Raw genomic sequence first — 12,284 nt, 5'->3', positions numbered from 1 at the left:
CGTCGCCGGGCCGCTCCCGTCGCCAGCGGCACCCGCGCCGGCCCCCACCGGGACCGACAGCCGCAGCTCGTGCCGCTCGTCGGCGGGCGCTCCGTCGGTGCCGCCGACGGGCTGCCAGGCGAGCACGGTGACGCGCCCGTCGTCGTCGACGCAGACCAGGTGGTCGTCGCCACGCGCGAGGACGTGCCGGCCCATGCGGGCCAGGAACGCGAACAGGTGGTAAGTCGGCTTGGGCACCTGGCGGTGCGTGAGCAGCCCGAACCCGCCGTGGAAGAACGACGTGGGGATCCACGCCTCCTCGAACACGTCGCAGAAGGTCCAGTAGGAGAACGAGTCGACGTGGTCGCCGCCCCCGACCATGACGGGCGCGAGGTAGGCCGCGTTGTAGGCGGTGTCGTGGATCGGGTTGTCCGGGCAGTACGAGGTGTTGAACTCGGTGACGTGCACGGGCAGGTCGGCGAGCGGGTGGCCGGCGAGCAGCCGCCGCGGGGTCGCGAACTGGTCGAGCAGGTCCTGCGGCGGCTTCAGCGTCTGGTAGCTGCCGAACGGGACGTGCTGCGCGGGACCGGACGCGTACGCGTGCACGCTGAGGAAGTCGCACGGCACGTCGCGGCCGGTCACGAAGTCGGCGAACGGCTGCCACCAGTCGTCGGCCCCGGGCGAGATCGCCGGGCCGCCGACCTGGAGCGACGCGTCGACGTCCTTGATCGCGCGCGCCGTGACCTCGTAGAGCCGCAGGTACGCGTCCTGGTCGGCGTCCTTCCAGAACTGCACGAGGTTCGGCTCGTTCCAGACCTCGATCGGCCACTGCCGCACCTCGTCGATGCCGTACCGGTCGACGAGGTGACGCACGAGCGTGGTGACGAGGTCGGTCCAGTCGGACCACGACGACGGCGGCGTGATGTTGCCCTTCCACCAGAAGACGGTGTCGTCCCCCGACGCGAGCACCGACGGCATGAACCCGAGCTCGACGAACGGCTTGATGCCGAGCGACAGGAACGCGTCGTGCACCTGGTCGACGTAGGTGAACGAGTGCCGACGCCCGGACCGGTCGCCGATCGACCAGGGGCGCAGCACGCCCATGTCGTCGGACAGCAGCCCGTGCCCCCGGATGTGCCGGAACCCGATGTCCCGCTGGACCAGGGCGAGCGACTCGCGGTAGTCGGCGCGCAGCGCGAGGTTCAGGCGGCCGGTGCCGACGCAGTGCCGCCACGCGTCGGGCAGCGCACCGAGCGGGGTGGCGGGGACGACGACGCGGGTCACGGGGCCTCCTGGAGGACGAGCACGTCGGCGGGCGCGAGGGTGAGCGTGTCACCGCGACGGACGACGCGACCCGTGAGGGCGTCCGTGCCCTCCACCTCGGACGTCACCGTGAGCGGCGTGCTCCCATGGTGCAGCACGAAGCGGTACCGGGTGCCGTCGGGCTGCACGCGGTCGACGACCTCGAGCGCGGGCTCGTCGGCGTGCGGTCCCATGAGCCCGTGCTGGTCGAGGACGTGCCGCAGGACGCGCGCGACCCCGTCGTCGTCGAGGCCGGTCCCGACGTGCCAGGCGGCTCCCTCGCCGCGGGCGGCGCGCGTGACCGCCGGGGTGCCCGCGTAGAAGTCGGCGCCGTACGTGCCGACGACCTCGGTCCCGTCGTGCGGGACGAGCAGCTCGAAGACGAGCGTCGCCGGGTGAGTCGTCGACCCGTTCCAGTCGATCGCGCCGTCGGTACCGGGACCGCCGAGCCGCAGCGTCACGGGGTTCGCGACGTCGGGTGCGGCCGAGTCGGTCTCCTCGACGCGGACGCCGAGCAGCGCGTCGAGCGGCGGCTCCCCGAGGAACGCGTTGGTGTCCTCGTCGACGCGACCGCCGTAGAAGGTGGTGACGAGCGAGCCGCCGCGGTGCACGAACGCGGTGAGCCGGTCGACGACGTCGCCCTTGAGCAGGTGGAGCAGCGGGGCGACGACGACGTCGTACCCCGCCAGCTCCGCGGTCACGGGCACGACGTCCACGGCGGCGTTCGCCGACCACAGCGCCCGGTGGTACTGGAGCAGCGTCTGGACGTAGGAGACGTGCCGGTTGTAGCCGTCGGTCATCTCGACCGCCCACCACGAGTCCCAGTCGAGCAGCAGCGCGACGCGTGCGGGCGTGCGCGCGCCGAGCACGCCGTCCCCCAGGGCCCGCAGCGACGAGCCCAGGGCGGACGCCTCGCGGAACACGCGCGTGTCCGTCCGCCCCGAGTGGTCGATCACCGCGCCGTGGTACTTCTCGCACGCGCCCCTCGACTGGCGGAGCTGGAAGAACAGCGTCGCGTCGGCGCCGTGCGCGACCGACTGCCACGTCCACAGCGCGAGGACGCCGGGCCGCTTCACGGGGTTCACGTCGCGCGACGCCGTGATCGACGGCGTCTGCTCCATGACCCAGATCGGCGCGCCGCCGCCGACCCCGCGCATCGCGGCGTGCGTCGCGGCCATCCGGGCCGCCGTCCGCAGCGGGGTGTCCGCGGGCGGGTAGTTGTCCCACGTCACGAGGTCGAGGTGCGGCGCCCAGCGGTGGTAGTCGACCGGCTGGTACAGGCCCATGAAGTTCGTCGTCACGGGCGTCGTCGCGTCGTGCGCGCGGATCGCGGCCTTCTCCGCGACGAACCCGCCCAGCAGCGCGTCCGACATGAAGCGGCGGTAGTCGAGCGTCGTGCCCTGGAACGCGGTGTGGTGCGGGCCGCGCCAGTGCTCCGACAGCATCGTCGGCGGCTGGACCTCGTCCCAGTCGGTGTACGTGTGCGACCAGAACGTCGCGTTCCACGCGTCGTTGAGCCGGTCGAGCGTGCCGTACCGCCCGCGCAGCCAGTCGCGGAACGCCGCCGCGCACAGCGGGCAGTAGCACGCGCCGCCGTACTCGTTGCCGACGTGCCACGCCACGACCGCGGGGTGGCCCGCGTACCGCTGGGCGAGCTGCGACGCGAGCTCGACCGACAGCCGGCGGAAGTCCGGCGACGACGGGCAGTGGTTGTGGCGCTGCCCGTACACGTGCCGCCGGCCCTCGAAGTCCACGCGGCACGCGTCCGGGTAGGCGCGCGCGAGCCACGGCGGCATCGCCCCCGACGGCGTCGCGAGCACGACCTCCCGGCCGGCCTGCGCCGCGCGGTCCACGATCGCGTCGAGCGTCGAGAAGTCGTACCGGTCCTCCGCGGGCTGCAGGTGCGCCCACGCGAACACCCCGACCGTGACGGTCGTGATGCCGGCCTCGTCGAACGCGCGGTGGTCGTCCTCCCACACGTCCTTGGGCCACTGCTCGGGGTTGTAGTCGCCGCCGTAGCGGACCTGGTTGCTCACGATCGGCACGTCTCCCGGGACGGGGTGGAACAGGTACGACGCCGACCGGCCGGCCCCGCGCACTGAGACGCGGGACCGGCCGGGGCGGGGTGCGTCAGCCCTTCGCGGCCAGCGCCTGGTTGTAGGTGTCGACGTACTGGTCGACGTTGAGGCCCTTGAGCTCGGTCATCCACGCGTCCCACTCGGACATCGGGCGGCTGCCCAGGATGAACGCGGCCGTGTTCTGCAGCACCGAGTCGTTGAGCGCGGACTGCCAGAGCGTGACCTGCTCCTGCTGCATCTCGTCCAGCGGCGCGGTCGGCGCGATCGGCAGCTCCTCCTTGTCCGCCATCGACTCGACGAACTCGCGGGTCGAGTCGGACTGCATCGAGCCGATGAGCTCGTCCGTCGTGCCGTTCGCGAACATGAACACGCCGTTGCTGAACCCGAAGTCGGCGTTGAGCTTCTTGGTGCCCGCCGGGTTGAGGCCGTTCCAGTCGACGTCCGCGGCGAGCGTGCGCGTGTCGCCGTCCTTCGTGTACGTCGTGCCCTCGACGCCCCACTGCGAGAACTCGATGCCCTCGTCGGAGTAGTACAGCCAGTCGATCCACTGCAGCAGCGCGAGGAAGTGCGGCGAGTCCTTCGCGGCCGACGACAGCATGAAGCCGGACGCGATGCGCGAGCCCGACGCGACGTTGTCACCGGCCGGGCCGCCGGGGACGCGGATGAGCCTGACCTCGGCCGACGCGTTGCCCGCCTCGGTGAACGTCTTGCGGTACGTCGTGACCTCCTGCGTGTTGCCGGAGATCGCGAGCGACTGGCCCGAGCCGAACTTCTGGATCGCGGTGTCGTCGTCCTGGGTCAGCGACTCGGGGTCGAGCAGGCCGTCCTCGACCAGACCCGCGAAGTACTCGACGAGGTCCTTGTAGCCGTCGGTCGTCGGCGCGTAGACGAACTTCTCCTCGTCCTCGTCGAACCACAGGCCCTGGCCGAAGCCCCAGCCGGCGATCGTGTCGAAGTTCGGCGCGGCGATGTTGAGGGTCGCGCCCAGCGGGCTGTTGTTCGTCGTCGACCAGCGGTCCGACATCGGCCACACGCCCGGGTTCGCGGCCTTGAGCTTCTCGAGCGCGTCGCGGAAGTCGTCCCAGGTCTCGGGGTCCTCGGTGAGGCCCGCGGCGTCCCAGAGGTCCTTGCGGACCGCGATCGAGTACTGCGGCTGCGGCGACTCGTACAGGCCGGGGAGCATGTAGTACTTGCCGTCGGCCTGCTCGAGCGAGTCGAGGTAGTCCTGCATCCCCCACTCCTCGATCTTCTGCTGGAAGTTCGGCATGTACTGCACGTAGTCCGACAGCGGCAGGATCGCGCCGCCCGCGACGAACTGCGTCTCCTGGCCCTTGTAGGTCACCGGGATGAACTCGGGTGCGTCGCCCGAGGAGATGATGAGCGACTTCTTCTGGTCCCAGTCGGACAGCGGCGCGCTCGTGATGTCGAAGTCGACGTTGTGCTTGTCCTTGAGCTCGGTGAGGAAGAGCCAGTCCTCCTTGAGCGGGTAGTTCGGGTGGTCGCGGTAGAGCAGGCCGAACGTGACCGGCTCGGTCGCGACGAACTCCGTGCCGGCCGCGAAGTCCTCCATCGCGCCGACGCGGTTCGCCTCCGGGATGCCGGCGTCGCCGCCGGTCTCCTCGGCCGTCGCACCGTCGCCGGACGAGCACGCCGCCGTCAGGGCGAGGGCGAGGACCGCGATCGACGCCGCGGCGCCTGCGCGCTTTCGTGCTGACCTCATGATTCTCCTTTTCGTGGAACTCCGTCGTCCTGCACGGGAGGGGATGGGAAATGCGGTGCGTCAGCCAGGAGGCGTCACTGCTTGACCGCGCCGAGCATCACGCCCGACACGAAGTACCTCTGGATGAAGGGGTAGAGGCAGATGATCGGCAGCACCGTGAGGAGCATCGTCACGGACTGCACGTTCGCCGCGATCTGCGTGAGGTTGTCCGTCGAGCCGCCCTGGATCGACGTCCCCGACGTCACGCCCGCGAGCAGGTTCCGCAGGTACATCGTCACGGGGTAGAGCTTCGGGTCGTCGATGTAGAGGAACGCGGCGAACCAGGCGTTCCAGAACGACACCGCGTAGAACAGCAGCATCGTCGCGACGACCGCCTTCGACAGCGGCAGCACGACGCGGAAGAAGATCCCGTACGTCGTCATGCCGTCGATCGCGGCCGCTTCCTCGAGCTCGCTCGGGAAGTTCTCGAAGAACGACTTCATCACCAGCAGGTTGAAGACGCTGATCGCGTTCGGGAGCACGATCGCCCAGATGGTGTTGCGCATCCCGAGCTCGCTGATGAGCACGTAGTTCGGGATGAGGCCGCCGTTGAAGAACATGGTCGCGACGGCCACGCCGATGAAGAACTTGCGTCCCTTGAGGTTCCGCCGCGACAACGCGTACGCGTACGTCGTCGTGAGCGCCATCGCGATCGTCGTCGCGACCACCGTGTAGACGACGGTGTTCCGGTAGTTGCGCCAGAACATGTCGTCGCCCATGACGACTCCGAACGTCGTCACGTTGAACCCGCGCGGGAACAGGTTCACCTGGCCCGAGTTGATGTAGCCCTCGGACGAGAACGCCTGCGCGACGATGTTGACGAACGGGTACAGCACGAGCGCGCAGACGACGATCAGCAGCGCCGCGTTGAGGAACCGGAACGTCCGGTAGCCGCGGCTGTCCTTGACGACCCGCGGCTTCGTGCTGACCACGGCGGCGGGCTTCTGGTCGGTGGTCACCACAGGGACGCCCCCACGGTCTTGCGCGAGATCGCGTTGGCGGACAGGACGAGCGTCACGCCGATGATCGCCTCGAACAAGCCGATCGCGGTGGCGTAGGAGACGCTGTTCGAGACGATGCCGACGCGGTACAGGTACGTCGAGATGACGTCGGCCGTCGAGTAGATGAGGGGGTTCTGCAGCAGCAGGATCTTCTCGAAGCCGACCGCCATGAACGTGCCGACGTTGAGGATGAGCAGCACGATCATCGTCGGGCGGATGCCCGGCAGCGTGATGTGCCACGTCTGCTGCCAGCGGTTGGCGCCGTCGATCCGGGCCGCCTCGTAGAGCTGCTCGTCGATCGTCGTGAGCGCCGCGAGGTAGAGGATCGTGCCCCACCCGACGGTCTGCCAGACCTCCGAGCTCAGGTAGATCGTCCGGAACCAGGACGCCTCCTGCATGAAGGTGATCGCGTCCCCGCCGAGCGCCGTGATGATCTGGTTGATCGTCCCGTTCACCGCGGTGAGCTGGAACACCACGCCCGCGACGATGACGATCGACATGAAGTGCGGCAGGTACGAGATCGTCTGCACCGACCGCTTGAACGTCCGCGACCGGACCTCGTTGAGCATGAGCGCGAGCAGGATCGGCAGCGGGAAGACGATCACCAGCGTGAGCAGGCCCAGCACGACCGTGTTGGTGAACGCGTGCCAGAACTGCTGGTCGTTGATGAACATCCGGACGTAGTAGAGGCCGACCCACTCGTCGCCGAAGATGCTCGACCCGGGCCGGAACCGCCGGAACGCGACGACGTTGCCGAGGATCGGCAGGTACCGGAACACCAGCAGGAACACGAGCGGCAGGACGAGGAACGTGTAGAGCCGCCAGTCGCGCGTGAGCGCCTGCCGCCACGTCGTGCGGCTGGGTCGGACGACGGTGCCGCCGGGGGTGGTGAACGGCTGGGCGCGGCGGGTCCGCCGGGGCTTGCGGGGCTCCGGGCTGCCCGCCGGTGGCGGGGCGTTGTCGGCCACGCCGACGGGCGGCGGCGCCCCCGGGGTCGTCGCGACGCCCGCGACGACGGGCTCCTGGACGCTGCTCATGCGGTCACCACCTCCGGTGCGTCGGCTCCGGTGAGCACGGCCACCTCGGTGACGAGGCGGCGGGTGTGGTCGACGGTCCGCAGCGGGCCGTCGAGGCGCGCGGTCAGGCTGGTGCGGTGGTCGGTGCTCGACCGCGAGACGCGCAGCTCGACGTCGCCCGGCTCGACGACGCGGTGGCCGTCCGTGCCGGTGAACGCGGTGACGTCGGCCGGGACGGTGAACGTGACGCGGCCGCGCTCGCCCGGTGCGAGGTCGACGCGGGCGTACCCGACGAGCCGCACGACGGGCCGCGTGACCTGGGCGACGGGGTCGTGCAGGTAGAGCTGCACGACGTCGGCGCCGGCCGTGTCGCCCGTGTTCGTGACGTCGACCTCGACGACGGCCTCGCCGTCGACCCGCCAGGCGTCGCCCGTCACGAGGCGGGCGTCCCAGTCGAACGACGTGTACGACAGGCCGTGGCCGAACGGGAACGCGTGCGTCGGGTCGATGTTCGAGACCTTCGTGCGGCGGCCCAGCGGCTGCGAAAGGTACGTGCCGGGCTGACCCGACGCATCCGCGGGCAGGCTCACGGGCAGACGGCCCGACGGGTTCGTCGCGCCGGTCAGCACCTCCGCGAGCGCCTGCCCCCCGAGCTGTCCGGGGAAGAACGCCTGCACGACGGCCGCGGAGCGGGTCGCGAGGTCGCCGAGCGCGTACGGGCGGCCCGTGAGCAGGACCAGGACGACGGGCGTGCCCGTGTCGAGGAGCGCGCGCACCAGGTCGGCCTGGACACCCGGGAGGTGCAGGTCGGTCGCGTCGCACCCCTCCCCCGACGTGCCGCGGCCGAAGAGCCCGGCGCGGTCGCCGACCACGGCCACGACGACGTCCGCGGCCTGCGCCTGCGCGACCGCCTCGGCGAACCCGCTGCGGTCGGGGGCCGTCACGTCGCAGCCGCGCGCGGTCGTCGTGGTGACGCCGGCGTCGCGCAGCCCGTCGAGCACCGTCGGGATGTCGAGGCCGATCGCGTGGTCCGGGTGGTGCACGCCGACGTGCGCGGGGAACGAGTAGCAGCCGAGCATCGCGTACGGGTCGTCGGCGAGCGGCCCGACGACGGCGACGCGCTGGCCGGCGGTGAGCGGGAGGGCCGCCTGCGGGTTGGTGAGGAGGACGACCGCCTCGCGGGCCAGGCGCAGCGCGACGTCCTGGCTCTCGGCGTCGTCGAGCGCCAGGGCGTCGACGTCCGCCGGGAGCGGCTGCCAGCCGTCGTCGAGCAGGCCGAGCTCGACCTTCTGCCGCAGGACGCGGTGCAGCGCCCGGTCGACGAGCGCCTCGTCGACGTCACCACGGGCCAGGGCCTCGCGCAGCGGGCGGCCGTAGCAGTGCACGCTCGGCAGCTCGACGTCGACGCCCGCTGAGAGGGCGAGCGCGGCGGCGTGGCCGTCGTCGGCGGCGATCCCGTGCAGCGTGTGCAGGAACCGGACGCCGTAGTAGTCGGCGACGAGCGTGCCGTCGAAGCCCCACGTGTCGCGCAGCAGCGTGGTGAGCAGCCACGCGTCCGCCGCGGACGGGACGCCGTCGAGCTCGGCGTACGAGTGCATGACCGAACGGGCGCCGCCCTCGCGGACCGCCATCTCGAACGGCGGCAGGATCACGTCGGCGAGCTCGCGCGGGCCGATCGACACGGGGGCGAGGTTGCGGCCCGCGCGGCTGGCCGAGTACCCGGCGAAGTGCTTGAGCGTCGCGACGACGCCCGCGGACTCGATCCCCCGCACGTACGCGGTGCCGACCGTGCCGACGAGGTACGGGTCCTCGCCGATCGTCTCCTCCGTGCGGCCCCAGCGGTAGTCGCGCGTCACGTCGAGGACGGGTGCGAGGCCCTGGTGCACGCCCGCGGCCCGCATGCTCGCGCCGATCCGCGCGGCCATCGCCTCGACGAGGGCGGGGTCGAACGTCGCGCCCCACGACAGCGGTGCCGGGTACGCCGTCGCCTGCCAGGCGGCGAACCCCGTGAGGCACTCCTCGTGGACGAGGGCCGGGATCCCGAACCGGTTGGCGGCGACGACCTGCTCCTGCGAGGTCGCGAGGCTGCGCGCGCCGGCGACGGGGTCGACGGGCGCCGAGCCGAACGGGCGGGTGAGCTGCCCGAGGCCGTCGGCGATGACCTCGTCCCAGGAGAGGTCCCCGGTCATGTCCGCCTGGTGCGGGGCGACGGCCCCGCCCGACGCGTCGGCGCCGACCCAGAGCCCGACGAGCTGCGACACCTTCTCGTCGACCGTCATCGCCGCCACGAGGCCGGCGGCGCGCTCGTCGGGGGTGCGGGTCGCGTCCCGCCAGGGGGCCTGCGGTGCGTCCGTCATCGGGTCGGTTCCCTCCCGCGCCCACGTCGTCGTGAGCGTCCGCAACTATCGCCGTCGTTGGCGAAAGGTCAACGCCTCGGAAACTAGACACTCCCGACAACGCGTGTCAATCGTTTGCCAAAACTTGCCAGGACCCTCCTGCTTCACCCGTCCGGCGGGGCGAAGAGCGTCGGAATGTGCCGTTCGCGGTGCTACGTTCGGACGCGATACTTGCGGTTCGCGGGAAGGTTGCGAGGATGACCAGCACGGATGCCGCAGAGCCGGCCGAGGGCGTCGACGCCCCTGCCTCCCCCGCGGGAGGCACCGCCACCATCGCGCTCATCGCCGCCGAGGCCGGCGTGTCGGTCCCGACCGTCTCCAAGGTCCTCAACGGCCGCACCGACGTCGCCGCCGTGACGCGCGCCCGCGTCGAGGAGGTCATCGACCGGTACCAGTACCGGCGTCGCCGCGGCCGCACGTCGACCGGCCCCGGGCTCATCGACCTCGTCTTCCACGAGCTCGACTCCGCGTGGGCCACCCAGATCATCAAGGGCGTCGAGGAGGTCGCCGGGCCCGCGCGCGTCGGCGTCGTGCTCTCCGAGCTCGGCGGTGCGCACCGCCCGCGGCAGGAGTGGCTCGACGACGTGCTCGCACGCCGCCCGCGCGGCGTCATCCTCGTGCTGTCCGACCTCGACCCCGCGCAGCGCCGCCAGCTCGAGACCCGGTCCATCCCGTTCGTCGTCGTCGACACCGCCGGCGAGCAGCCGCCCGGCGTCCCCGTCGTCGGCTCCGCCAACTGGGCCGGCGGCCTCGCCGCGACGCGCCACCTGCTCGGCCTGGGCCACCGCCGCGTCGCCGTCATCTCCGGACCCGTCGACGTGCTGTGCTCGCGCGCCCGCATCGACGGCTACCGGTCCGCGCTCGACGAGGCCGGCATCGCGACCGACCCCGGGCTCATCCGCTACGGCGACTTCTTCGTCAACGGCGGCTACCGGCACGGGCTCGAGCTCCTGTCCCGCCCCGACCGCCCCACCGCGATCTTCGCCGGGTCCGACTTCCAGGCGCTCGGCGTCATGCGCGCCGCGCGCGAGCTCGGCCTGCGCGTCCCCGAGGACGTGTCGATCGTCGGGTTCGACGACCTGCCCGTGACCGAGTGGCTCGGCCCCGCGCTCACGACCGTCCACCAGCCGCTGCACGAGATGGCCGCGACCGCCACGCGCCTCGTCCTCGCCCTGGCCCGCGGGGAGACGCCGACCAACCAGCGCATCGACCTCGCCACCGAGCTCGTCGTGCGCGAGAGCACCGCCCCGCCGCTCGTCACCGTCTGACCTGAGGACCGCCGTGGCCCTGTTCGACCTGCCGCTCGCCGAGCTGCGCACCTACCGCCCGGACATCCCCGAGCCCGACGACCTCGACGCGTTCTGGTCGGCCACGCTCGCCGAGGCGCGCACGCACGACACGCCCGTGATCGCCACGCGCGTCGACACCGGTCTCACGCTCGTCGACACCTGGGACGTCACGTTCCCCGGCTTCGGCGGCCACCCCGTGCGCGCCTGGTACACGCGGCCCGCCGGTGTCGACGGCGACCTGCCGGCGGTCGTCGAGTTCCTCGGGTACGGGCGCGGGCGCGGCGAGCCGATCGAGCGGCTGACCTGGGCCAACGCGGGGTACGCGCACCTGCTCATGGACTCGCGCGGGCAGGGCGGTCAGCACGGCAACGGCGGCGACACCCCCGACCCCGTCGGCTCGGAGCCCGCGGCCCCCGGGTTCGTCACGCGCGGCATCCGCTCACCGCACACCGTGTACTACCGCCGGCTCTACACCGACGCCGCGCGGGCGGTCGACGCCGTGCGTACGCTCCCCGGGGTCGACGCGTCGCGCGTCGCGGCGCTCGGCAACAGCCAGGGCGGTGGCATCGCGATCGCCGTCGCCGGGCTCGTCCCCGACCTGACCGCGGTCGCCGCGAGCGCGCCGTTCCTGTGCCACGTGCAGCGGGCGATCGGGCTGGTCGACACCGAGCCCTACGCCGAGATCGTGCGCTACCTCGCCGTCCACCGGGGTGCCGAGGAGTCGGTGCTGCGCACGCTGTCGTACCTCGACGGGGTGCACCTGGCCCGTCGTGCCCGGGCCGCCGCCCTGTTCGGCACCGGCCTGCGCGACACCGTGTGCCCGCCGTCGACCGCGTTCGCCGCCTTCAACGCGTGGGCCGACGGCGACCCGTCGGTGCCGCGCGACATCGCCGTCTACCCGTTCAACCACCACGAGAACGGCGACGCGGTCCACCACCGCCGCATCCTCACCTGGTTCGCGACCCACCTCTGACCGTCCGCGGCGCCGCCGAGCCGACAGGACCGCCGTCGATGCCGACATGGTTGCCGTCCGGCGGGCTCGAACGGCAACCATGTCGGTATCGCGCCGGCGCGGGCGGTGAGCCGGGCCGGTGTCAGGTCGAGGCGAGGACCGTGTCGAGGGTGCGGAGGAACGCCGGGCGGGCGTCGCGGTGGACGCTGTGGCCCGTCCCCGGGAGGTTGACGATCGTCAGACGCGCCGCGTCGGGTCCGGCCTCGGCGACGGACGCGAGGGCGCGCGCGACAAGAGGCGGGCCGACGATCGTGCGGTCCGGGTCGCCCGTGACGAGCGTGACCGGGATGCCGGACGCCGTGATCTCGCCGACGGTCGCGGGCCAGTCGCGCTCGGCCCACCGGTGCGGGACCGCGGCCAGCTGCGGATGGAGGCCGGCGCGGGACGCGGCCCAGGGGGCACGCTCGTCCTCGGGCCACGTCGGGTCGTCGCGGCGCGAGATCGGAAGAGCG

General features: G+C 72.1%; 9 protein-coding genes. 2 read left to right on the top strand and 7 right to left on the bottom strand.

The genetic code is table 11. The annotated features are described in order from the left end of the window. The 6 genes from HGA02_RS02920 to HGA02_RS02895 all read right to left on the bottom strand — a co-directional run. Window positions 1-1,263: GH39 family glycosyl hydrolase (locus HGA02_RS02920; RefSeq protein ID WP_168677399.1), on the bottom strand; the 1,263-nt coding region annotated here is incomplete at its 3' end. Then, on the bottom strand, window positions 1,260-3,317 hold the full coding sequence (locus HGA02_RS02915; protein ID WP_343035230.1) for a beta-galactosidase: 2,058 nt from the start codon (window positions 3,315-3,317) through the stop codon (window positions 1,260-1,262). The genes HGA02_RS02915 and HGA02_RS02920, both read right to left, overlap by 4 nt. 94 nt (window positions 3,318-3,411) lie before the next feature. Beyond that, entirely contained in the window at window positions 3,412-5,079 is a 1,668-nt protein-coding gene (locus HGA02_RS02910) for an ABC transporter substrate-binding protein (RefSeq protein WP_168677397.1), read from the bottom strand. Between the two features lie 74 nt (window positions 5,080-5,153). Further along, window positions 5,154-6,080 (bottom strand): ABC transporter permease subunit, encoded by a 927-nt coding sequence (locus HGA02_RS02905; protein ID WP_168677395.1) that lies wholly within the window; start codon window positions 6,078-6,080, stop codon window positions 5,154-5,156. Beyond that, entirely contained in the window at window positions 6,074-7,156 is a 1,083-nt protein-coding gene (locus HGA02_RS02900) for an ABC transporter permease (protein WP_210728088.1), read from the bottom strand. Before HGA02_RS02900 ends, HGA02_RS02905 begins: the two co-directional genes overlap by 7 nt. Further along, window positions 7,153-9,492 carry a beta-xylosidase/alpha-l-arabinosidase gene (locus HGA02_RS02895; protein WP_168677393.1) on the bottom strand — a complete coding sequence of 780 codons (2,340 nt, stop codon included), beginning with the start codon at window positions 9,490-9,492 and terminating at the stop codon, window positions 7,153-7,155. The genes HGA02_RS02900 and HGA02_RS02895 overlap by 4 nt, the downstream gene beginning before the upstream one ends. Before the next feature lie 236 nt (window positions 9,493-9,728). Here HGA02_RS02895 and HGA02_RS02890 point away from each other — a divergent pair, with 236 nt between their 5' ends. Both HGA02_RS02890 and HGA02_RS02885 read left to right on the top strand, forming a co-directional pair. Continuing rightward, complete coding sequence (locus tag HGA02_RS02890; RefSeq protein ID WP_168677391.1) at window positions 9,729-10,799, top strand: LacI family DNA-binding transcriptional regulator; 1,071 nt, start codon at window positions 9,729-9,731, stop codon at window positions 10,797-10,799. Window positions 10,800-10,812: 13 nt separating this feature from the next. Beyond that, on the top strand, window positions 10,813-11,793 hold the full coding sequence (locus HGA02_RS02885; protein WP_168677389.1) for an acetylxylan esterase: 981 nt from the start codon (window positions 10,813-10,815) through the stop codon (window positions 11,791-11,793). A gap of 121 nt (window positions 11,794-11,914) precedes the next feature. On the opposite strand, the gene HGA02_RS02880 is transcribed toward HGA02_RS02885, so the two are convergent. Continuing rightward, window positions 11,915-12,284: alpha/beta fold hydrolase (locus HGA02_RS02880; RefSeq protein ID WP_210728087.1), on the bottom strand; the 370-nt coding region annotated here is incomplete at its 5' end.

Origin of the sequence: Cellulomonas septica, from assembly GCF_012396155.1 — a bacterium.
GTDB lineage: Bacteria > Actinomycetota > Actinomycetes > Actinomycetales > Cellulomonadaceae > Cellulomonas > Cellulomonas septica.
The sequence above is the reverse complement of the archived record's forward strand: the minus strand, read 5'-3'. Positions and strand labels throughout refer to the sequence as shown.

Bases quoted from the DNA above. Each gene is read 5' to 3' on its own strand.
- HGA02_RS02910 (WP_168677397.1), bottom strand. From the start codon at position 5,079: ATGAGGTCAGCACGAAAGCGCGCAGGCGCCGCGGCGTCGATCGCGGTC.
- HGA02_RS02900 (WP_210728088.1), bottom strand. From the start codon at position 7,156: ATGAGCAGCGTCCAGGAGCCCGTCGTCGCGGGCGTCGCGACGACCCCG.
- HGA02_RS02895 (WP_168677393.1), bottom strand. From the start codon at position 9,492: ATGACGGACGCACCGCAGGCCCCCTGGCGGGACGCGACCCGCACCCCC.
- HGA02_RS02890 (WP_168677391.1), top strand. From the start codon at position 9,729: ATGACCAGCACGGATGCCGCAGAGCCGGCCGAGGGCGTCGACGCCCCT.